The following is a 22,972-nucleotide window of genomic DNA, read 5'->3' as shown; positions in this document are numbered from 1 at the left end:
ATACATTGGTTCTTCATGCTGTAACTGTTTTTTTTTGATTCATTGAAAAGCCAGAGCCTGAAAATGAATTGTATAAAATTAAATGATATCTTCATTCCCATTGTTTGTTGTACCAATAAAGTAATTTAAATATGGAGAAACGATGGAAAATGCCCGTTTGGGATGCCAATGCTGTTTTGCAATTACAATCTTCTTTAAAAGTAAATCAGGTTATCTGCCAAATTTTGGTTCAAAGAGGTATTGATAATTTTGAGAAAGCCAAACAATTTTTTCGCCCACAATTAACCGATTTACACAGCCCCTGGCTAATGAAAGATATGGATAAGGCTGTACAGCGTATTCTGAATGCTTTTCAACAAAACGAAAAAATTTTAGTGTATGGCGATTACGATGTAGATGGCACCACTTCTGTTGCCTGCATGTTCCGATTCTTACAATCTGTTTATCCGAATGTGGCTTTTTATATTCCCCATCGTTACAGAGAAGGATATGGTGTTAGTCAACAAGGCATTCATTATGCCCAAGAGCATGGATTTTCATTAATTATTTCATTAGACTGTGGTATAAAAAGCATAGAACTTATTCAATATGCAAAAGATCTATCAATAGATTTTATTGTTTGCGACCACCATTTACCAGACAAACAACTACCCCCTGCGGTTGCCATCCTTAATCCGAAACAAAAAAATTGTGCTTATCCCTACAAAGAACTGTGTGGCTGCGGAGTAGGGTTTAAATTAATTACAGCATTGGCTGAAAAACTCGGATTATCTGATACAATACCATTTCAATATATTGATTTGGTTGCCTGTGCCATTGCTGCAGATATTGTGCCCCTTACAGGGGAAAACAGAACACTGGCTTATTTTGGATTAAAAAAAGTAAATGAAAACCCTTGTATAGGCATTAAAGCCCTGTTGCAACTTGCCGGCATCCAAAAAGAACTACATATTAATAATCTTGTTTTCATTATTGCTCCAAGAGTAAATGCAGCCGGTAGAATGGATGATGCTAAAAAAGCCGTTCAGTTATTCATTGAACAGGATATGCAAGCAGCATTGCAATTAGCAGAAATGTTGCACAACGACAATACTGACCGAAAAGAAGCAGATACCACTATTACAGCAGAAGCACTGTCATTAATTCAGGATGATGCAAATCACACACATAAAAAAACGACCGTAGTATATCAGGAACACTGGCATAAAGGAGTAGTAGGCATTGTGGCAAGCAGATTAATTGAAAAACATTATCGCCCCACAATTGTACTGACCAAAAGTGGCGAATACCTTACCGGCAGTGCAAGAAGTGTGGCCGGTTTTAACCTGTATGAAGCCATTCATGCCTGCAGGGATTATTTAATTGGTTATGGCGGCCATTTTGCCGCTGCAGGATTAACTTTAAAACCCGAAAACTTAATTACATTCAGCAATGCATTTGAAGCCATTGTAAATGAAACCATTGATCCAGATCTGCTTACCCCCGAAATTATAGTTGATGCGGTGATTACACTCAATGATATTACAATGGGGTTCTATAATATCATTTGCCAAATGGAGCCTTTTGGACCGGAAAACATGCAACCTGTTTTTATGATAGAAAAACTTACTGATACCGGCTACTCTAAAATTGTAAAAGAGGAACACATTCGCTTTGTATTAAAACAAAATAATAGTACTATTACCGGCATTGGCTTTAATATGGCGCATTTTTTTTCTTTATTAGAATCACAACAGCCTATAGATATTGTTTGCACAATTGACCTGAATGAATATATGGGAGAAAAAAAATTACAATTACGGGTAATGGATATTAGACCGTCAAAATAAGTCAAAATAAATTGTACATCGCAGTAAAAAAATGCTATTATTCTTTCACAATTTTAAATAGAACATTTGAAAAACTTTATTCAAAAACAGCATTGTTCCTGTGTTCACACCAAAAATATTTGCAGATGAAAATATTGCAACACATATCTTATTTCTGGTACATTGCCATTAACTGGAATACTAGGATTGCCTGGTATATTGTTAGAAACGAATGGCGCGGAGAAAAAAAATATAGCATTCATTCAACCGGCCATGATGAATTAAAACATTTAGCACTTGCTGATGTAAACATAGAGCACGCAAGTATTTATATGCCCGTCGATTTTACACTTTTAGAAACCGGATTTCAACAATTACAGTTACCACATTTGCATTTCATAGATTTCGGATGTGGCAAAGGAAGAGCCTTATGTGTTGCAGCTCATTTTGGTTTCAACAACATTACCGGAATTGAACTATCACCGCAATTGTATAAGGATGCGCAAAATAATATTGCCCTAACGCAACATTTGTTTCCGCATGTAAATTTTCATTTGATAAATAACGATGCCTTTTACACTCCAATCCCATCTACCGCAAATTGCTTATTCTTTTACAATCCCTTTGATGAAATGATTATGCAGCAGGTTGTTTTGAATATCGATAAAAGTCTGCTCGAACATCCACGATCTATTGAAGTTATCTACATAACCCCCATGCACAAAAATTTATTTCTTGAAAAAGGGTATACTGAAACATTCCATCAACGAATTCAGAAATATATGGAAATCAGCATTCTAAAAAAAGAGGATGTATCTAAAGCAAAAAGAAGGGGCTGAGATTTGCATAAACGAAAATTTTCTCCATCCCCCCTCCTTACAGAATAAAAAGAGGCTGCATAGCACTTTTGATGCAGCCTCCCTGAAAAAAATACAAAGTTTTATGCAGAAGCCTCTGCCTGCTGATGCATGAGTTCAATATTACGATCAATAAATCCGGTTAAATAATTTCCTTTTAACAAGCCTTGCGATAATAGCGCTAAATCTGCCAGATTTCTTACCTGCTTTTCCTGTTTTTCTTTATCATCCAACTTCAAAATATGTTGAAAAATTGGATGATTACCATTAACGGTAAGTGTAACTTCATCGGGCATTTGCGCATAGAATGATGCCATACCACCGCCAACAGCACCCATATCTTTCATACGACGCATAAATTCGGGCCTAGTAGCTACAACGGGTGTACTTTGTGAACTTAACCCTTTTAGCTCTACTGTAACATGTAAATCGTTGATGGGAAAACTAAAGAGATTTTTCAGATTTTCCTGCTCATCTTTTGAAAGTACCATTTCATTGTGTTCCTGTTTATCAATCAAATTATCTACAATATCTGCGTCCACTCTCACAAAATGTACATTTTCCCATTTCATTTCCATTGTATTAATGAAAGCCGCATCTACCAATGTTTCCATTTTAACTACTACATAGCCTTTATCTACACAGGCTTTAATAAAAGCATGTTGCTGTACCGGTTGGGTAGTGTATAAAATTACATTTTTACCATCTTTATTTTTTTGTAATGCATTCGTTGCATTCTTGTATTCCTCTATAGTATAAAATTTAGCTTTTGTTTTTTCTGCTTCGCTTTTTGCGGTATCTTCTAACACTGTCTCTTCCATAATGAGGAAACGATTGGCCTTCTCTAAAAACTTATCGTCCGTCATCATACCATACTTCACAAATAAGCCAAGGCTTTCCCATTTCTCTTCAAATGAAGCACGATCATTATTAAAAATTTCTTCTAACTTATCGGCCACTTTCTTGGTAATGTGGTTGTTGATTTTTCGAACATTCGGATCGCCTTGTAAATAACTGCGGCTTACGTTTAATGGAATATCCGGGCTATCAATTACACCATGCAGTAACATTAAAAATTCGGGAACAATATCTTTCACCTCATCGGTTACAAATACCTGATTGCTATACAACTGTATTTTGTCTTTTTGTATTTCGTAACTCTGCTTAATTTTCGGAAAGTATAAAATACCGGTTAAATTAAACGGATAATCTACATTCAGGTGTATCCAGAACAATGGCGTTTCGCCAAAAGGATATAATTCCTTATAAAACTTTTCGTAATCTTCTTTATTTAATTCACTTGGCTTTTTGGTCCAAATAGGTGCTGTATTATTAATAGGTTTTATTTTCTCATCTTCTTTCTTTTCGGCAGCAACATCAATAAAATAAATCGGAACCGGTAAGAACTTACAGAACTTTTCTAAAATACCCTTAAGCCGGTATGCATCCAAAAATTCTTTACTATCCTCGCCTACATGTAAAATAATTTTTGTACCGCGATTCCTTTTTTCTACCTCAAACAATTCAAACTCAGGGCTGCCATCACAACTCCAATAAACGGTAGGCGCATCTGCATTGTGGCTTTGGGTTAATAATTCCACTTTTTCTGCCACCATAAATGAGCTGTAAAAACCTAAACCAAAATGTCCAATAATGTTGGCATCTTTATATTTTGCTAAAAACTCTTCGGCACCACTAAAAGCCACCTGATTCAGGTATTTATCTACTTCCTCCTTTGTCATTCCCACACCGGTATCAGTAATGCTGATGGTTTTTTCTTTCGCATCTAATTCAACTTCAATTTTCAAATCGCCCAGTTCACCTTTAAACTCGCCTATTGAGGCCAATGTTTTCAATTTTTGAACCGCATCAACTGCATTACTTACCAATTCCCGAAGAAAAATTTCATGATCACTGTAAAGAAATTTTTTAATGATGGGGAAAATGTTTTCTGTTTGTACCCTAATTTGTCCTTTTTGCATAATAATAGTATTTGAAATCTTTTAAGTTGAAATTTTGACAGGCCGATATTTTTCAAATAGGTGAGGCATAACTATTCATCCAAGAAAAATTAGCCTATTGTTTGTAGACAAATTAAATACCAAAGCAACTTAAACTGACAAGCTGACAAACAAACCCATTTATTCCCAGGTGAATGAAAGATCATCTATTGCGGTAACCGGCCTACTTCCAGTTCCGGATGTGGTCGATTTTGCAACAATTCTTATCCAAATTTCTGTAGGTATATTATTGAGTAGCGAACCAAAATTTATTTGAACAGTTCCCGAACCGAATTGGCTATTTCCCGATTGCAATAATCCGGTTGCAGTAATGCTGCTGAATGTGGTTGGATTGTCGCCTAATCCGTATTCCACCGTCCAGTTAGTGGTGCGGGTACTGCTTACATCGAGCGATTGCAGTTGAAAGGATATTTGAATATTTTTTTTACCGGTAGTATTGGCCAAATGCAGTACAAAAGCCGCACCGGGATCGTACCCACCGGTTCCTGTTTGCCGAAGTGCTAATGCTCTGTTTGTTGCATTATCTTGTTGTATAGTAGTTGCATTTGAAGAAAGGCCAATTGCTGAGGCGCAGTTTTTAAACCCGCCGGTGGTATTTCCCCAACTTGTTTTTGAAGTAGCAAAATTGGTAACATTGCCCAAACTATTGCTACCTGCATTTGTGTAAACAGAACAACCGTTTGGTAAACCATTGGCAATATCATCAAAGTTGATGAGAAGAGGAGATTGATTTAATTGAATAACATTGTTCAAATTACCACTACCTCCTGAAAGCAATTCAACATCATTCAAATTACGCAACATTATAACAGCTCCGGTTTGATGAAGGCTTACAATTGCTGTTAGTTTATTAACTGCTTGAGTAGGAACCGGTGTATTATAAAAATTTGCTGTTGAATAAGTAAATAAATCAATGCTGCCGGATGGGTCTGATAAACGAACAGCATTATTCCAGAATGTTCCACTGATTGCCGGATAGTTCAATTGAATCAATGTAGATTCCCAATCGGTAATATTTTCCTGTAATTGCTGAATAGTAACCATTCGGGGAATAATTTTTTTTGAACCGGCAATTTTTGTAATAGCGGTAGTATCCATATTTTTCAGCAATAATATATTGTTTTCTTTGGTTAGCATGGCCTGATTTAATTGAACAGTTACCGAATCGCCCATTTTAAAACCATGCCCGGTATTTAATTGGAGCAGAATACCCGGCATATTTGAATCTTCCTGCAAAATCACTTCATTTTCAGGAATATTTCCCGCAGTTGCATCTGAAATAACAATACCATTGATGAATTTATCTTCCTGATAAGTATATGCAGTACCTTTATAACTATTGCGAACAGCAGCAATTGAAATTTTACTGACAGTGCTGTTCCCACATCGGGCATTTTGAAAATGAACATCTGAAGTATCACGAATCAACAATTGTTTGGTCGTTCCAAATATTGCAAAAACCGCAACCAGATTACCATTGCCTGCCGGAATTTTATTGGAAGCAAAATCTGCATAACCACTTGTTCGTAATATAATACTGTTACCGGAACAATTTTTTATGGTTAGGTTTGCAGCCTGCTTACCCACTGCATCGGCATAGGTTTTATCTAATTCATTTACAGCAAATTCTACATCGGCTAACTGAATTAAAGTACTTTGTAATGTATCCTGCAAGTTTGCAGAAAGTGTATTGATATTTACTAACCTGGGGATAACCTGATTGTTCAAACTACCTTTCAAAACATATTTATCGAATAAAGATGTTGGAAGCGGAATTAGGCTTGGATTATTGGGATCGCTGTTATCAATACCTGCTCCCAATTGTATCACGCCGCCATAATCACCCAAATACAAACCTTTTGCTTTCACTGCAATTTTTCTTCCTACAGGGTAATTGTTAAACAAATTATTACCATCCATTCGTACAGTAATTCCTCCGGTTTCATCCTGAATAATAATTTGCTTGTACCAATTACCTGATTGATCATTTGCAATTACAATACCACTAACAATTAAATCATCTGTTATCCTTTCAAAATTATTTTTAACATGCAATAATTTTAACTGCCGGATAGTAGTATTTGCGTTAAGTGTTAGTGTATCATTTGCAGGAGGTGCATCAAATGGTTTTGCGCAACTATTCATTAAAAAAAAACAGGCCGCAAAATAAAAAAATGATGCATATTTTTTCATCATACCATTGGATTTAAAATTTTAAACTAGTACTCAAAAAATATTGTATGCCATAAGCATAATAATATTTTGGAGGAAATTTTTCCGGATTTTGTGTGGCAAAATCAAATCGCATTTGTTCATACCCACCGGCAACCATTGCTTTGTTATTGAGCAAATTGGTAATACCTAAACTCACAAACAAATGGTTTGATTTTATTTTTGATTGAATTGCAGGCATTACAAACTGGTAACCCGTAAACAAATTCACAACAAAATAATCGGGTAATTTTTCGGGACGAATAATAGCATTGAACGCATTACTTTTTGTATCTAAGCCCTGCACTGCCCTTTCGGTTCTTCTAACCCGATTTAAATTAAGCCAGTTATCAGCCATATAATTACCGGATACTGTTATAAAACCCTTGCGGGTAGGCCGGTATGTTGCTGCTATATTCACAGCCTGTTGCGGCGATCCGGGCACTTTAAAATTTTTAATATAAACGGTTTCTTTTTGAATGATTTCAGAAGAATTGTCGAAAGTTACGATGGCCTGAGGCCTGTTGGTATAGCGGTTATTGGCCAAAGTAAAAGCGCCTGCAAATTGTAGCTTGTCATTCCATCTCAATTCAGCACCCAATTCTATACCCGCATTCATCTGGTTAATATTACTTAAAGCATCATTCACAAAACCCTTTACACCATCATCATAAAATGTATAAATTTTTAATGCATCTTGAATTGTGGTTAAATAGCCGGTAATACGTAATTTAATGAATGAAGTATTTAAATGATAGTTTAATTCATATGCTGCATATTTTGTGCTGGTAATATTGTCCTGAGTAGCAGCTCTTGTTCGGGGTGATAGAAATACATCTGAATAATAAGGTGGCATTGAAAGCCAGGCCATATTTAAACTGAAGTAATTTTTACCATTTAATTTGTAAGTAATCCCCGATTTAAATGCATAATTGAGAAAAGTATTTGTTGTAGAATGGCCATAAGAGCTTTGGGGGAACAGACCATTTTTAACTAAACCTAATCGTTGAAAACCGGTATAACTCAATGCCTCGGCAGCAAAAAAATCAAAGTGTCTGAATTGTTTGGAAATCTGAAAAAAACGGGAAGCCTTCCAGATATTCATTTGAAAATCGTATCCATATTTTTCGCCTTTCTTTACCAACCGGTTAGGATGCAATATATCATTTTGTAAAGCATTTGTATTCGCAACCAGATTCTGGTCAGCAAACTGATTCCAATTCACAAAAAAATCGCCCCCTAATAAATCGTTTACCGTTTGAAAATAATGGCTTTGCTGATATTGAACAGTGCCTCCGGCAGTGAGCTGCCAGTTTCCTGAATAGTTTTTATGTAATACAGGAGAAAGTACAAAAAAAGTATTCAGTACATTATTATCTCTTAATATATAACGACTTCTTAACCCGTTAATATTATTGCCATTTATACCATTTACATTGGCAATGGTTTCTTTACTATTTTGGTTAATTTCATAAAAATTTTCCCAATTCAGTTGCAATAAATTCGGTTCATTTTCCAATCGTTTTTTTACCTGCATTTGTAAATCCGGATCTGTTTGAAAAGAGGGTAAATACCGATAATAATCGGGACGAGGGTCAGGTGCATTGTGCCAATCTAAACCTCTGCTTTTTTGTAGCCCTATACTAACTAATGCCCCCAAATTAAAAGTGCTTTGCTGATCAATCCTCCATTGATAATTCGATACAATTAGTGGTTGTATATTTCGATATTCAGCTGCATTGCGCTTCCGGTTATTCTGATATCCCCAATTGGGATTATAATAACGATTACCTGCCAATTGCATAGCTTCTAAAGTTGTGGCTGCAGCCTGACCATTTATTGCAGAAGACCCTAAAAAACTAAATGTGAGCAAATGTTTAGATGAAATGATTTTATTGGCAGCAAAAAAGAGTGATAAATAATTGGTATAAGTACCTGGAACATAAGATTCTTTTGCCCATTGCCATGCAGTGCTGTATATAAATGACCATCCCTTTTTTAACTGGCCACTGTAATGCGCATAATTGAAGCGATGGGAATAATTTTTATTGGCAACGCTGTAGTTTAAAATATTTTGTCGTTGTTGCTGAATGGGTGCAATATGAATATTGATGACATTACCCAGATTGCCGAAAGAAAATTGATTGGGTTGTAACCCTATTACCATTTCACGTGATTTAAATACGCCTGTTAACCCCATCCATAAATTCACCAACGTATTGCCATTAGCCAGATCCTCGAGTGGCACTCCATTTAAATAAGTAGTAAATAAAGATTTAGAATAGCCACGCATTTTAAAACGAGCTATATTCCAATTGAAAGCTGCAGCATTGTAAAATGCATCTCTTCCGGCTGAAAGTAAAGATGCATACTGTTGATTATTTTCACCATCCAATGTAGCATCTTCTAATACTACCAACGCCATTTCATCAGCAGTTTGTTGGCGAAGTTGCTGCCAGTAAACACTTTCCGTATTTTTTGATGTATCTGTAACCGGCTGGGCCATGAGCATACTAAAGCCACCCAGACAAAAAAAGAGAAAAACATAATGCATATAGATATTGTATTTAAGCAAAGCAGTTTTACCCACTTACCTAACGCACTATCCGGCATCAATCCGCTCACACCAAAACAGAACAATTGCCATCTAAAAAATTAAATTTAATAAATTTTTTAATTACTTTAACTATTTTTTAATATTTTTATTTTTTAAGCATAATCCTCTGTGAAATGAAACCAATATTCTCACTATTTCTTGTAACATGCCTGCTTGCAAATAGCCAACAAAAATCCATTTTCAAATCAGCTACCATTATTTTTTATAATACAGAAAATTTATATGATACGATTCAAAACCCGTTATACAGAGATGAGGAGTTTACCCCAACAGGAGCAAGAAAATATTCCGGTACTATATATACCAGTAAATTAAATAACATTGTTCAGACATTGGCCAGTATTGGCAGCAATTTGCCTGCATTCATTGGGCTGGCAGAAATAGAAAATGATTGGGTACTAAACGATATCGTCAACCATTCCAGGTTGAGAACTGCCAACTACTCGTTTGTGCATTATGACAGCAGAGATGCCAGAGGAATTGATGTTGCCCTGCTCTACCAACCCTCCTATTTCAAAGTCATTCAAAGCAAAGCCATTCAGGTAATTTTACCGGAAGGAAGTAAAACAAGCAGATATACCAGAGATATTTTATGGGTGGAAGGATTTCTGGACGGAGAACTCATTGACATATACATCAACCACTGGCCATCCAGATATGGAGGAACCAATGCCAGTGAACCGGCAAGAATGTATGCTGCGAATGTATTAAAACGGCATATAGACAGCATTAAACAAATTGAGATAGGAAGAAAAATTATCATCATGGGCGACTTCAACGACAATCCATCCAACAAAAGTATTTATCAGATTTTAGGCGCAAAAGAAAAAGCCATTGCCAATAATTTGTATAACCCATTTCATGCGCTTTATATGAAAGGCATTGGCACACTTGCTTTTCAGGATGCCTGGGCGCTTTTTGATCAGATTATTTTGTCGCAGGAATGGTTAGATAAAAAACAGAAAGGTTTTTTTTATTATAGAAGTGGTATTTATAATGCTTCTTTTTTAACCGAAAATATTGGCAAGTATAAAGGATATCCAATGCGTTCATGGGATGGATATCAATTCAGAAATGGTTATAGTGACCACTACCCGGTTTATCTCAGTTTATTGAAATCGTTCTGATTGAAGGTACAATGAAATTAGATAACATGATCAAATTCATTGCCAATAAAAATACTGACTTTTAATGTACAGCCATTTCCCGGAGAAGATTCAATTAACAATTTACCATTGTGCAGCAAAAGCCGGTTCGCAATATTTCTTAGGCCAATTCCTTTGGTTTTTTTGAGGTATCAAATCCCTGTCCGTTATCTTTCAAAATAAGATTTACATAACTATGCTCGGAAGAGCGTTCAATAATAGCTTCGGCAGCATATGCATGTTTTAAAATATTAACGCGTTGTGCTATTAAGCTCTGAAAAACTTACTGAGCATATGTTTCAATAAACTTGGCTCAACAGCCATTAGTTATACAGAGTTTACTGAAACACTATTAGGCAATGAGTTTCAAACGAAAACAGATTTTAATAGCATAACACTTTAAAACATTAGATCAAAAATCTAATTCAAAGCTTTGATTTACAATCGTCTATAATCCTCTTTTTTTAATCATTCCACCTTTGGTGTCTTTTACACTGCTCATTACAACAAATGCATTTGAATCTACCCGTTCAATTTCTGCACTTAATTTATTCAACTCCAAACGGGTTACTACTGTATAAATGATATCTACTTCTTTGGTTTCGCCATTTTTGCCAAATCCGCGTTTACCGTTATACACCGTTACGCCTCTTCCCATTTTATGAATAATCATTTGCCGGATAGTTTCATGATAAGGCGAAATAATGGTAACACCAATGTATTCATCAATACCTTCTACAATAAAATCTAAGGTTTTAGAAGCTGCCAAATAAGTAATGAGTGAATACATAGCTGCTTCAATAGAAAGTAAATACGCTGCAGCACAAAATATGATTACATTAATTACAACAATTATATCCCCAATGGTAGTTCGTAATTTTTTACTTAAAAAAATAGCCAAAATTTCGGTACCATCAATTACTGCACCCCCCCGAACAGAAAGTCCGATACCGGCGCCCAAAAAAAATCCGCCAAATACTGCTACCAACAAATGATCTTTTGTAATTACCGGAAACTGAATAAATGCCAAACACATGGCCAAACCTGTAATTGCGAAAGTAGTTTTAATGGCAAATGCCCGATTGATAACTTTAAATGCCATTAAAATAAAAGGTATGTTGATTAGAATAATATAAACATAAATGGGCAAATGGGTAAGTGCGGCCATCAATAATGAAATACCGGTTACACCACCATCAATAAACTTATTGGGTAATAAAAAGCCTTTTAATCCAAAGGCTGCTGAAAAAATTCCACCCAACATCAATGCCACATCTTTTATCAATCGAAAGAAAAGCAGCTTGAAAAAACGGAATCCTTTGGCTTTTTTATAACTGGAATCGTCTTTGTTTATAAAAAAGCTTTTCTTTTTTAAAATTTGATGATAAATAAATTGCGACCAAAGTGGATTCATTTTTTATGAACAATATACAAAATTTAAGCGAAAAATCGGGTATAATTTAAGAATGAAACCCAACAAAAATGCCAGATAAATTCGGGTATTTCATAAAAAATATATTATAATAATTAATTAACCATGAAAACAGCATTGGCAAACATCAATTTTCCATTTTCCCAAAACATTCTGAAAATTGGATCATCAGCCATAAATACATAAATGCCTTTTCCTACAGGTTGTGTGCCAAACAATACGCCATTTTTAATTTTATCTTTTAACTGGTTACCTACAAAACCGGCCACATAATTGTTATCTGCAATTGTTCCTACATTCCATCCATTGTTAACATATTCGTATACCTGATCATTTTGTTTTAATGTATAATAAACTTTATCGTAACCATACGCCAATGGGTTGGTATTATCTAACTGAACACTATAAATACTGCCGGGAATGGAAAAAGATAAACGATCTCTGTCTTGCTGATCATAAACAGGTAATTTATTTACTGAAATGGTGTCGTCTGTTTTTTGCCTTTTTAATTTTAGGCCAAATAAATTGGTTCCAACAATTGCGGTAGCATTTTGCAGGGTAATTAACTTACCGCCGCTTTGTACAAAATTTTTTAATTTTTCTGATACAGCTTTATCATTCAATACCCTATAATATCCATCCGGTATGATGATAACGGTATAAGCACTTAAATTCAAACGGTACAAATCAACAGCATTTAATAAGGTAAGCGGATATTGCAATGCTTTATCAAAATAATTCCATACTTCGCCTGCATCGGTTGCAGAACTTTGTTCACCAGTTATTAAAGCTACTTTAGGTGCATGAATAACCTGAATATCAGGACTTCCAAAATCAGGCCCCTTCTGCATTAATCCGGTGTTTACGGGAACGGGTGTAATATTATACAAAGTTGCAGCCGACTGAACTAACGATACCCAGTTTACGTTATCGTTACTGGTTTTTAAAACCAATAGCGTTCCATCGGGATAAGTAATATTATTGTAGGTAATTGGTTTGGCAGTTACCCGTACTTTCACTTTGTTTTTTATTAAGTATGCCAGCAATTTTGCAGCATTAAATGATTGATAGGGAATAATATAGCCATAATCACTTGCAACAACATTGGCAACATTTACTGCACCAGGAAATTGCTTTAAAGTTATCTTTTCATTGATAGCGTAAGCATCTAACCCAAAAGTATAGGGAATACTCCAGGCAGTAATATCGTAAGTAGCACTGTCTGAAAATTTTGATTTCGGTTCAAATAAAACCCTTGCCAAACTACTTTTAGGCTGGTACATGGATACCGCTAATTGATATTTCTGCAATTTTACATCTTCCACAGCATTGTTAACATAATGATAGCCTTTGTAGTTTCCTTCCATCACACCATATTCAATTCGATTATTATCGAGTAATTTTTTTACTGCATTGATTTTATTGAGATCATTACTGCTAACAACATAGGTTTTGTATACACTATTGGCAGCATTGTTATTATTCTCGTAGTATTTCTTAAAATTATCTATTAATTGCTGATGTTGGAGTGCAGATACCTGAACTGTTGAGATACCGGTTGTAAAATGATGCATTACCCTGTCGCGAAGTGTAAGTGTATCACCATCATCATTAATTACACCAAGGCCTGCACGTATACCACCCTGCTCAAACGTCATTCCTATTGCGCCATTGTATAATGGATAAGTATCACCATAAGATGGGTAAAATAAATCGAAGCGCTCTTTGGTAAAATATAGCCATCCATTTTTATCAAAATAAGATGCATTGTTTTTACCTATCAATACCTGAAAATCCCTCTGCCATTTTGTAATTACTTCATGATAAGGTTCTGCAGCCGGTGCAAAATAGTAAGGTTCATTAAAACCCTGTTCATGATAATCAACATGTACTTCCGGCATCCATTGCTGGTATAAATTCAGGCGTTGTTGTGTTTCAATTTGTGTTTGCCATGCCCAATCGCGGTTTAAATCAAAATTATAGTGATTGGTTCTGCCACCAGGCCAGGGTTCTGCATGCTCTCTTGACTGCACATCCACATTCATATTTACGCCAACTACGCTATTATACCAATTAATGTAACGGTCGCGACCATCGGGATTAATACAGGGATCCATGATAATGACTTCATGTTGTAACCATTCCTGGGCATCTTTATTATCGGGTTTCAATAAAGTATATAAAGTTAGCATAGCAGCTTCGCTTGATGCGGCTTCATTACCATGCACATTATAACTTAACCACACAATGGGGGGCACATTATTGGATACGGGTGCCACAATATCCTGCAATAAACCGGTTAAGCGTAAATTATTTTTTCGGATTTCTTCCAGTTGCTTATGATTTTCCGGATTGGCAATGATGGCAACCATTAATTCCCTGCCTTCGTTGGTTGTACCATAAGGTTGAATGGTTACCCAATCTGGCCGTTCTTTTGCAATAAGTTTAAAATAATCTACAATTTGATGGTGCCTGGTAAAGCGGCTTCCAATAGGATAACCCAAAAATTCTTCAGGACTGGTAATGGTGTTTTGTGCCATTAAACTTCCTGACACCAAAAGCAAAACAAATAACATAAGCCATTTTCTCATACAATCAATTATTTATAAGCTTCAATAATTTAATCTACTGCCGATTATGCAGTTAAAGTTGTGAATATAGGTAAAGAAAAAAAGCAGTCCAAAAGACTGCTCTTGTTTTTGATGAAAGGAAAAATTACAACTACTGTTACATGGGTGCAGTTGTTAAATGAATTTTAGTCATATCTGCATAATGGTTTTGCAATTGATGGATGTAATGAACGTTGGGATGATATCTTCTATCTTCTCTGTACCACATATCTAAACCTGAAAAATCGCCTTCACCGGGTATTAACATTCTAAAAGCACCCTTACTATATTTTATGGAACCATCTGCCTGAACTTCTTTTTTAAAATGTAGTTTTTGTAATTGTTCATCATTCAGTGGCAGGGGTTCTAAATCATCAGGTTCATACCAAAATTCCTGTACTTCAGTTGCTACACATACCTGTTTTTCATCATGGTTAAGGTCGGTTACTTCCCCTTCCCATTGTTTTCCTTCAAAGGTGCATTTTACATAATCACCTATTTTAAGATCGTTGAATGGTATCATATTGGCAAATTTTTAGAACATGAATATAAAAAAATTATTCGGACAAAAAACAGACTAATTTGGCTCATTTGTAATTGCAATAATGTTTTTTAGTGCCAAATTTCGCTGCAAGGCAGTTTGAATAAAGATTGCAACACAAATCTTTCATCCGAAACAAACAAACAAACTTTATCAACGCCTTACCATCCGGGCAGGCTTTTTTCTGTAAATTTTATTCTGCCCAACTCATTACATAGCCTTTATTTTCAATATTAATAGCTGTTTCTGTGAGCTGCAGTGGATGAAAAGTATCAACCATTACCGCCAGTTCCCGTGTTTCTTTTTTACCGATACTTTTTTCAACTGCTCCAGGATGTGGACCATGTGGTATTCCTGCAGGATGTAAAGTAATCATTCCTCTGCTAACATTTTTACGGCTCATAAAATCACCATCTACATAATACAAAACTTCATCACTATCAATATTACTGTGATTATAAGGTGCCGGAATTGCGAGTGGATGATAATCATATAACCGGGGCACAAAACTACAAATCACAAAATTATTGGCTTCAAATGTTAAATGAATGGGAGGGGGTTGGTGTACCCTGCCAGTGATGGGTTCAAAATCGTGAATACTTAAAATATAGGGATAGCAACAGCCATCCCACCCTATCACATCAAACGGGTGATGTGCATAATGAACACCATACAGCATGCCTTGTTTTTTTGTTTGAATCAAAAAATCGCCTTTAGCATCAACGGGCTCTTTAAATTCAGGTACTTTTAAATCGCGTTCTGTATAAGGAGAATGTTCTAACAACTGGCCATTTTTACTCACATATTTTTTGGGGAAACGAATGGGGCTAAAAGATTCCACTATCAGTAATCTGTTACTGTTGTTTTGAAAACTAATTTGGTAAATGGTTCCTCTGGGTATAACAATATAATCACCATACTGAAAATAAAGATCTCCATATTGCGTATGTAGAATACCATTTCCTTCATGAATAAAAAGCAGCTCATCTGCATCTGCATTTTTATAAAAATAGTTTTCCATACTTTTTTCCGGGGCAGCTACAGTTACCATGCAATCACGATTTACCAGTAAAGGTTTACGGCTCTCCAAAAAATCGGGCACCGGTTTTATATTAAATGTTTCAAAACACCGGTGATGCAGCATTTTTTCTTCGGCTATTACCGGTGTAACATTTACAGCAGCATCTGTTTTTATTATTTGAGTGGGCGGGTGATAATGATACAGCAGGGTATAATCGTTACTAAAGCCTTCAGTAGAAAATAATTGTTCTGAATATAATGATCCATCAGATTTTTTAAACTGGGTATGTCGTTTAGGCGGGATATTCCCTCTTTGAATATAATATGGCATTGTGTTGATTTTATTGTGATAGAATATGCAAAACCATTAGCTATGCTGGTTTGTTTAATAAAAGCCACGGGGCACGTTGAAAGTGCCAACATAGAATGCAGGAAAACATATTTCCAGCCACGCTTATCTATCCAGTAAAGAATATTCCTGCAATAAGGCATAAGGCAATCGTATTCACTCAAAGATACAAAAACAAAAGAGGCCGAAGCCTCTTATAATAATAAAATGGATTGGAGTGAATGAAATTGAAATTAAAAACCTCTGAACAATGGAACATCGCCAAAACGACCGGGCCAGGGTATAGAAGATAGAATAATAACAAGGGCCAACACATAGAATAACAGTAGTTTTTTGTTCTTTTTTGAAGGTTCTGCTTCCTTTTTGGCTATCCCGCGGGTAAGAGTAATCAATATAATGGCAATTATCATCCCTGTAATATGTTCCACCGCCCAAAAACGTAGTACTGCATCTTTCATAACCGTTGCAGCACCCATTGTTCTAAAAAAAACGAAGCCTTTGGGACCAAAAAAATATTGATATAACCCAATTAATAAAGTAATGTGTGCGGCAATCATTAGCCATAAATTCATTTTTTTGGCCACGCTGCTCAAAGGTTTTTGCATTTTGGCAATGCTGTTAATAATGCCAACTATTAACAGAATTAAAATAATCCAGCGTAACCAGCTGTGTAAAACAAGCAGAAAACTATCCAAAGCACTCATATTTAAAATATTGAAGATTTAAAAAATATACTGCCCGAAGATATAACTTTCAATTACAAAACAACCGATAAGTAGTAATATTTTCTTATAAACAACAGAACTTGGCATTCAACGGCTTACACTGATTTTTATAACATTTTTTATGCGCAGGCACTTGTACTTTTGTACAATACAGGAAAAGAATAACAAAACGTTTTTTCATTTAACAAATAATGATTATTTTAACAAAGTAAATAGTGCTTCATGAAAATATTGCCCGCTATAATATCAAGCATCCTGATTGTATTATTAATGGCAGGATGTACCAACCGCAACTCAGAAAAGCAGGCTAAAACAGACAGCAATCAAACAATAGTACTAACACCCTATATTAAAAATTTAAAAACAGCAATTGCCACACATCCGGATAGTGTAGGTATTCGTTTGAAATTGATTGATGCTTATGACAGCTTGAACTTATTTAAACCGGCAATAATGGAGTTAGATTCACTCATTGCAAAAGATGAATTCAATTACGGCCTTTGGTACCGTAAAGGACGTTTATCTGAAAATGCAGAAGATACCGCTGCTGCCATAGATGCCTACAGGCACGCAACTGAAATATATCCTGCACCAGATGCTTTGCTTTCATTGGCAAATTTATACGCAGAAAAAAAGAATAAAGAAGCCCTGAAACTATGTAATCAAATAGCTGAATTAAGATTAGGCCGCGAAACAAATGCTAATTGCTTATTTATAACCGGCGTTTATTATGCTCGAACAGGACAAAAGAATAAGGCACTGCAGGCATTTGATCAATGCATTAATCAAAACTTCGCATACATGGAGGCATATTTAGAAAAAGGATTTATTTATTATGATCAAAAAGATTATGCCATCGCCTTAAAAATTTTTCATATGGCATCGAATGTAAACAATACTTATCCTGACGCTTATTACTGGCAGGCCAAATGCTATGAGGCCCTGCAACAAACAAACGATGCCATAAAAAATTACCAAACATCCCTTACTTTAGATCCTACCCTACATGAAGCTGCCACTGCCATTAAAAGATTAGAAAAGCATTAGGCAACTGCAAAAAGAAAATTTAATTGCTCAACACATAAACAACATTGTACTATGCCAATTATAGCCCCTTCAATTTTAGCTGCCAATTTCTTGCAACTACAACAAACCTGTACTATGCTGAATGAAAGTAAAGCAGACTGGTTTCATTTAGATATTATGGATGGCCGCTTTGTACCCAATATTAGTTTTGGTATTCCGGTAGTAAACGCCATTAAAAAGGCTACTTCAAAAATATTGGATGTACATTTAATGATTGTGGAACCTGAAAAATATATTGATGATTTTAAAAAAGCCGGTGCAGATAGTATAACGGTTCATGTAGAAGCCTGCCCGCATTTACACCGTAATATTCAACAAATAAAAGATGCAGGTTTAAAAGCAGGTGTTGCTCTAAATCCACACACCCCAATTTGCATGTTAGAAAATATTCTTTCGGATATTGATATGGTTTTAATAATGAGTGTAAATCCCGGTTTTGGCGGACAATCTTTTATTCCTAATAGTTTACACAAAATAAAAGAATTAAGAAAGTTACTAAACAAAGTTGCTCCGGAAGTTTTAATTGAAGTAGACGGTGGCATTACATTAAAAAATGCAGCAGCTGTTATACAAAGCGGCGCCAATGTTTTGGTGGCTGGAAGCGCTATCTTCAATACCCAGCACCCTGATGCTACAATAGAACAATTTAAAATGGTGGTATAATAGTTTACCAATAATAATGTAACCCTGAACTTGTAAATATATGAACGAGTATAATAAAGAAAGCAATCATTCACAACACACAACTAGTCCGGTAGTAAATGTGAATGTTGCTTACAAAGAACATCTTACCTCATTAAATAAATTAGCCTTATGGATTACCATCAGAGTAGGCAGTATGGGGTTTTTCATTATCATTTTTACCTGGTCGGCCTTATGGTTACTGTGGAATACCGTTGGACCAAAGTCGCTTAGATTTGATCCTTATCCTGCCTTTGTGTTTTGGTTATTTATTTCAAACCTGATTCAAATTTTATTGATGCCACTCATTATGGTAGGCCAAAACCTGCAAGGCATACATGCAGAAATAAGAGCTGAAACAGATTTTAGAATTAACCAAAAAGCTGAGGCTGAAATTGAATCAATTTTGGTTCACTTAGAAAAACAAAATGAGTTGATTTTAGAAATATTGAAGAAATTAGATTCGAAATAAAAGTAAAAAAATACAAACTGCATCGAAACCATCATGGAGCTTATACTATCGTTTTTAAATCTTGTATTCATTGGATTTGTGGCATTATTTCCACCGGTAAATCCTATTGGAACTGCATTGGTAATGGATCCTTTACTGCACAATTTGGAAGAAAAACAAAGAAGAATAGCAGCAAAAAAAATTGCCACTTATAGTTTTATCATTTGTGCGGTTTCAACCATTACCGGGAGTTGGATTTTTAAATTATTTGGCATTTCCATTCCGGTTGTACAAGTAGCAGGCGGTATATTAATTTGCAAAATGGGATGGCAACTGCTATCTTCTGACAATGACATCAAAACATCGGAAGAAACGAAAAGCCCCGATACCAAAACTGATATGGAAAGTGTCAATAAAATTTTATTTTATCCATTATCATTTCCCATGACTACCGGTGCAGGAACTATATCTGTTTTGCTAACCTTAAGTGCACATGGGCATGCCAAAAAAGTATCTACTTATTTTATTAATTTGGGCGCTTTGCTTTTTGCTGTGCTTTTAATGGCTGTACTTATTTTTTTGAGCTACGCTTATACACCCATTCTCATCAAAAAACTGGGTGCCAAAGGCGGTCAAATTGTAAACAGATTAAGTGCCTTTTTAGTTTTTTGCGTAGGCTTACAAATTGCCACCAGTGGAATCATACACCTCATCAAACCTGCATAATTTTGCATTTGAACACAATAATTGTTTGAAATAGGGGGAATGCTGTTAACATAAAAATAATTGCATTGCATTTTCTGTTTTCAATACCATTCAATCAAGAAAAAAGGTTTATAGTTATTTTTAAAAGCGTGATACTTAAACTTCAATAATTCTTTCCACAATATGTGCAAAAACAAGTTTGTTATTTCATCAATAAAATAAATTAAATTTGAGAAAGCAGCAAACAGAAATAAATAATTTTATTCAACCTAAAACGAATAAACATTGACAGACACCATTATTAGCCTTAACAGCGTTAATCCCATTGAATTCTTCGGCGTTAACAACGGCAAATTAGATTTATTAAAAAAGAAATTTCCATTATTAAAAATTTTATCAAGAGGTACTCAAATAAAAATTAGTGGTGCTCCGGAACAAATAGAAGTAGCCAAAGAAAAAATTGAACTCATTCTGCAATACTTAGAACGGAATGGGCATTTAAGTGAAAATTATTTTGAACAGATATTAGGTGGAGATGATGCAGAAACCGTTGACAATTTTGTAGACCGGCACCCCAATGACATTTTAGTTTTTGGACCAAATGGCAAAACAGTACGTGCCAGAACGGCCAACCAGAAAAAAATGGTACAGGCTATTGATAAAAATGATATTGTTTTTGCCATTGGGCCGGCAGGTACCGGTAAAACTTATACTGCTGTTGCATTAGCGGTTAGAGCTTTAAAAAATAAAGTGGTAAAAAAAATTATTCTTACCCGGCCTGCTGTTGAAGCAGGCGAAAGTTTGGGTTTTTTACCCGGCGATTTAAAAGAAAAAATTGACCCGTATTTACGCCCTTTATATGATGCTTTGGATGATATGATTCCTGCGGATAAACTGGGATATTATATGACTACCCGTACTATTGAGATTGCTCCGTTGGCTTACATGCGTGGCCGTACATTAGACAATGCCTTCATTATTTTAGATGAAGCGCAAAACACCAATGATTTGCAGTTGAAAATGTTTTTAACACGTATTGGTGCCAATGCAAAAGCCATTATTACCGGCGATCCTACGCAAATAGACTTACCCCGCAATCAACGCAGTGGTTTGCATAAAGCTTCACGCATTTTGCAAAATATTGATGGCATAGCACATGTTGAATTATCGGAAGAAGATGTAGTACGGCATAAGTTGGTAAAAGCCATTATTAAAGCCTATGAAAAGGAATATGAAAAAGAGGAAGCATTTTTAAAAGAAAGATAAATTAATGCAAAAAAGGTAAGCGAATAATGGCTACCTTTTTTTTAAGTTATTTCTTTTTCAAAATTTCGTGCCCCATTTTGTCGCGTTTGGTTTGTAAATATTTTTCATTGAATGGGTTGGGTGGAATTTCAATGGGAATAATATCAACAATTTCTAAGCCATAACCTTTTAATGCTGCTCTTTTCTTGGGGTTATTACTCATTAAACGAAGTTTGGTTACGCCTAAAGCCCGCAACATTTGTGCACCTACACCATAATCACGCTCATCCATGGCAAAACCCAGATGCAGATTGGCCTCTACAGTATCCATGCCTTCTTCCTGTAAGCGATAAGCTTTTAATTTATTCATCAACCCAATGCCTCTGCCTTCCTGATTCATGTATAAAATAACGCCTTTACCTTCAGCCTGTACCATTTGCATAGCTTTGTGCAACTGATCGCCACAATCGCAACGAAAACTGCCTAAAATATCGCCTGTAAAACAACTGCTGTGTACACGGGTTAAAACGGGTTCATCCGGCTTCCACTCCCCTTTTATTAATGCCAGGTGCTCACCACCGGAAATTTTTTCTTTAAAAGCCACCAATTTAAAATAGCCATATTTGGTGGGCATTTCTACCCGGGTAACTTCTTCAATCAATGAATCGGATTGCAGCCTGTATTCAATCAAATCTTTAATTGAAATAATTTTCAAATCAAATTTTTTTGCAATTTTTAATAACTGCGGCAATCGAGCCATAGTGCCATCTTCATTCATAATTTCAACCAGCACGCCGGCTTCTTCAAAACCTGCCAAACGTGCCAAATCAACAGTTGCTTCGGTATGTCCGGTACGGCGCAAAACGCCACCTCTCTTCGCTCTCAGCGGAAAAATATGACCGGGCCTACCCAAATCATCCGGTTTTGTATTAGGGTCAATTAAAGCCTGAATGGTTTTGGCCCTGTCATGGGCACTGATGCCGGTGGTGCAACCATGCCCCAGCAAATCAACACTCACGGTAAAGGGTGTTTCGTGCAATGCGGTATTTTGGTTCACCATTAAATTGAGTCGAAGCTTATCGGCCAATGCTTCTGAAATGGGGGCACAAATCAATCCACGGCCTTCCTTGCTCATAAAATTGATGATTTCCGGTGTTACATTTCGTGCAGCAGTAATAAAATCTCCTTCATTTTCACGGTCTTCATCATCTACAACAATCACTAATTTGCCATTTTTAATGGCTTCAATTCCTTCTTGGATAGAATGCAACATGTTTCAATATTATCTTACAAAAGTACAGATTAGGTACTGTTTTATTTAAAAATATAAAATCTGCGAGCACATTGGATGTGTTTAAAACAGTTCAAATTTCACCTTAAAACCGGTAAACGTTCATAAAAAGCAACAATTTGTTAATATTTTAATGTGGTTCAACGTAAATAATTCACTTTATTTGCCTCAGAAAAAA

General features: G+C 35.6%; 17 protein-coding genes. 8 read left to right on the top strand and 9 right to left on the bottom strand.

Features of this window, described 5'->3' with window-relative positions; translation table 11 throughout:
- Positions 1-131 precede the first annotated feature (131 nt).
- Together recJ and AC3QLY_RS09265 are read left to right on the top strand one after the other, a co-directional pair.
- Positions 132-1,829 (top strand): single-stranded-DNA-specific exonuclease RecJ, encoded by a 1,698-nt coding sequence (gene recJ / locus AC3QLY_RS09270; RefSeq protein WP_074417881.1) that lies wholly within the window; start codon positions 132-134, stop codon positions 1,827-1,829.
- Between the two features lie 125 nt (positions 1,830-1,954).
- Entirely contained in the window at positions 1,955-2,647 is a 693-nt protein-coding gene (locus tag AC3QLY_RS09265; protein ID WP_074417882.1) for a methyltransferase domain-containing protein, read from the top strand.
- 101 nt (positions 2,648-2,748) lie between these two features.
- Here the strand turns inward: AC3QLY_RS09265 and htpG are convergent, their stop codons facing one another.
- The 3 genes from htpG to AC3QLY_RS09250 form a co-directional block, all read right to left on the bottom strand.
- On the bottom strand, positions 2,749-4,647 hold the full coding sequence (gene htpG, locus AC3QLY_RS09260; protein ID WP_176712986.1) for a molecular chaperone HtpG: 1,899 nt from the start codon (positions 4,645-4,647) through the stop codon (positions 2,749-2,751).
- Positions 4,648-4,806: 159 nt separating this feature from the next.
- Entirely contained in the window at positions 4,807-6,882 is a 2,076-nt protein-coding gene (locus AC3QLY_RS09255) for a DUF5689 domain-containing protein (protein ID WP_074419605.1), read from the bottom strand.
- Positions 6,883-6,892: 10 nt separating this feature from the next.
- Positions 6,893-9,451 carry a TonB-dependent receptor gene (locus tag AC3QLY_RS09250; RefSeq protein WP_074419967.1) on the bottom strand — a complete coding sequence of 853 codons (2,559 nt, stop codon included), beginning with the start codon at positions 9,449-9,451 and terminating at the stop codon, positions 6,893-6,895.
- Between the two features lie 176 nt (positions 9,452-9,627).
- On the opposite strand from AC3QLY_RS09250, the gene AC3QLY_RS09245 reads away from it, so the two are divergent.
- A complete protein-coding gene (locus AC3QLY_RS09245) occupies positions 9,628-10,641 on the top strand; it encodes an endonuclease/exonuclease/phosphatase family protein (protein ID WP_074419205.1) in 1,014 nt (337 codons plus the stop codon).
- Between the two features lie 466 nt (positions 10,642-11,107).
- On the opposite strand, the gene AC3QLY_RS09240 is transcribed toward AC3QLY_RS09245, so the two are convergent.
- The 5 genes from AC3QLY_RS09240 to AC3QLY_RS09220 all read right to left on the bottom strand — a co-directional run bounded on the left by AC3QLY_RS09240 (position 11,108) and on the right by AC3QLY_RS09220 (position 17,314).
- On the bottom strand, positions 11,108-12,073 hold the full coding sequence (locus AC3QLY_RS09240; protein ID WP_074419206.1) for a YitT family protein: 966 nt from the start codon (positions 12,071-12,073) through the stop codon (positions 11,108-11,110).
- 113 nt (positions 12,074-12,186) lie between these two features.
- Positions 12,187-14,682, bottom strand: coding sequence for a M14 family metallopeptidase (locus AC3QLY_RS09235; RefSeq protein ID WP_492989693.1), 2,496 nt, complete (start codon positions 14,680-14,682; stop codon positions 12,187-12,189).
- Between the two features lie 136 nt (positions 14,683-14,818).
- The gene (locus AC3QLY_RS09230; protein ID WP_074419208.1) at positions 14,819-15,223 is read right to left on the bottom strand and encodes a hypothetical protein; all 405 of its coding nucleotides are present in this window, start codon (positions 15,221-15,223) and stop codon (positions 14,819-14,821) included.
- 211 nt (positions 15,224-15,434) lie between these two features.
- Positions 15,435-16,592, bottom strand: a complete 1,158-nt coding sequence (locus AC3QLY_RS09225) for a homogentisate 1,2-dioxygenase (RefSeq protein WP_074419209.1) — start codon at positions 16,590-16,592, stop codon at positions 15,435-15,437.
- Positions 16,593-16,843: 251 nt separating this feature from the next.
- Entirely contained in the window at positions 16,844-17,314 is a 471-nt protein-coding gene (locus AC3QLY_RS09220) for a hypothetical protein (RefSeq protein ID WP_074419210.1), read from the bottom strand.
- A gap of 243 nt (positions 17,315-17,557) precedes the next feature.
- Here AC3QLY_RS09220 and AC3QLY_RS09215 point away from each other — a divergent pair, with 243 nt between their 5' ends.
- From AC3QLY_RS09215 to AC3QLY_RS09195, 5 genes are all read left to right on the top strand, one after another.
- Entirely contained in the window at positions 17,558-18,382 is an 825-nt protein-coding gene (locus tag AC3QLY_RS09215) for a tetratricopeptide repeat protein (RefSeq protein ID WP_074419211.1), read from the top strand.
- A 51-nt stretch (positions 18,383-18,433) separates the two neighbouring features.
- The gene (rpe, locus tag AC3QLY_RS09210) at positions 18,434-19,084 is read left to right on the top strand and encodes a ribulose-phosphate 3-epimerase (protein ID WP_075051631.1); all 651 of its coding nucleotides are present in this window, start codon (positions 18,434-18,436) and stop codon (positions 19,082-19,084) included.
- A 40-nt stretch (positions 19,085-19,124) separates the two neighbouring features.
- The gene (locus AC3QLY_RS09205) at positions 19,125-19,574 is read left to right on the top strand and encodes a DUF1003 domain-containing protein (protein WP_075051630.1); all 450 of its coding nucleotides are present in this window, start codon (positions 19,125-19,127) and stop codon (positions 19,572-19,574) included.
- A gap of 33 nt (positions 19,575-19,607) precedes the next feature.
- The gene (locus AC3QLY_RS09200; RefSeq protein ID WP_074419214.1) at positions 19,608-20,279 is read left to right on the top strand and encodes a MarC family protein; all 672 of its coding nucleotides are present in this window, start codon (positions 19,608-19,610) and stop codon (positions 20,277-20,279) included.
- A 264-nt stretch (positions 20,280-20,543) separates the two neighbouring features.
- Positions 20,544-21,524 carry a PhoH family protein gene (locus AC3QLY_RS09195; protein ID WP_074419215.1) on the top strand — a complete coding sequence of 327 codons (981 nt, stop codon included), beginning with the start codon at positions 20,544-20,546 and terminating at the stop codon, positions 21,522-21,524.
- A 46-nt stretch (positions 21,525-21,570) separates the two neighbouring features.
- Here the strand turns inward: AC3QLY_RS09195 and AC3QLY_RS09190 are convergent, their stop codons facing one another.
- Positions 21,571-22,776, bottom strand: coding sequence for a bifunctional 3,4-dihydroxy-2-butanone-4-phosphate synthase/GTP cyclohydrolase II (locus AC3QLY_RS09190; protein WP_074419216.1), 1,206 nt, complete (start codon positions 22,774-22,776; stop codon positions 21,571-21,573).
- Positions 22,777-22,972: the final 196 nt, after the last annotated feature.

Source organism: Hydrotalea sp. GW822-HT8A01 (genome assembly GCF_058798575.1).
Note: the sequence above shows the minus strand (reverse complement) of the source record. Positions and strands in the feature narration are given on the sequence as shown.

What these genes read in the sequence shown, in the direction of transcription:
- recJ (WP_074417881.1), top strand. Translation starts at nt 132, where the DNA reads ATGGAGAAACGATGGAAAATGCCCGTTTGGGATGCCAATGCTGTTTTG.
- AC3QLY_RS09265 (WP_074417882.1), top strand. Translation starts at nt 1,955, where the DNA reads ATGAAAATATTGCAACACATATCTTATTTCTGGTACATTGCCATTAAC.
- htpG (WP_176712986.1), bottom strand. Translation starts at nt 4,647, where the DNA reads ATGCAAAAAGGACAAATTAGGGTACAAACAGAAAACATTTTCCCCATC.
- AC3QLY_RS09255 (WP_074419605.1), bottom strand. Translation starts at nt 6,882, where the DNA reads ATGATGAAAAAATATGCATCATTTTTTTATTTTGCGGCCTGTTTTTTT.
- AC3QLY_RS09250 (WP_074419967.1), bottom strand. Translation starts at nt 9,451, where the DNA reads ATGCATTATGTTTTTCTCTTTTTTTGTCTGGGTGGCTTTAGTATGCTC.
- AC3QLY_RS09245 (WP_074419205.1), top strand. Translation starts at nt 9,628, where the DNA reads ATGAAACCAATATTCTCACTATTTCTTGTAACATGCCTGCTTGCAAAT.
- AC3QLY_RS09240 (WP_074419206.1), bottom strand. Translation starts at nt 12,073, where the DNA reads ATGAATCCACTTTGGTCGCAATTTATTTATCATCAAATTTTAAAAAAG.
- AC3QLY_RS09235 (WP_492989693.1), bottom strand. Translation starts at nt 14,682, where the DNA reads ATGAGAAAATGGCTTATGTTATTTGTTTTGCTTTTGGTGTCAGGAAGT.
- AC3QLY_RS09230 (WP_074419208.1), bottom strand. Translation starts at nt 15,223, where the DNA reads ATGATACCATTCAACGATCTTAAAATAGGTGATTATGTAAAATGCACC.
- AC3QLY_RS09225 (WP_074419209.1), bottom strand. Translation starts at nt 16,592, where the DNA reads ATGCCATATTATATTCAAAGAGGGAATATCCCGCCTAAACGACATACC.
- AC3QLY_RS09220 (WP_074419210.1), bottom strand. Translation starts at nt 17,314, where the DNA reads ATGAGTGCTTTGGATAGTTTTCTGCTTGTTTTACACAGCTGGTTACGC.
- AC3QLY_RS09215 (WP_074419211.1), top strand. Translation starts at nt 17,558, where the DNA reads ATGAAAATATTGCCCGCTATAATATCAAGCATCCTGATTGTATTATTA.
- rpe (WP_075051631.1), top strand. Translation starts at nt 18,434, where the DNA reads ATGCCAATTATAGCCCCTTCAATTTTAGCTGCCAATTTCTTGCAACTA.
- AC3QLY_RS09205 (WP_075051630.1), top strand. Translation starts at nt 19,125, where the DNA reads ATGAACGAGTATAATAAAGAAAGCAATCATTCACAACACACAACTAGT.
- AC3QLY_RS09200 (WP_074419214.1), top strand. Translation starts at nt 19,608, where the DNA reads ATGGAGCTTATACTATCGTTTTTAAATCTTGTATTCATTGGATTTGTG.
- AC3QLY_RS09190 (WP_074419216.1), bottom strand. Translation starts at nt 22,776, where the DNA reads ATGTTGCATTCTATCCAAGAAGGAATTGAAGCCATTAAAAATGGCAAA.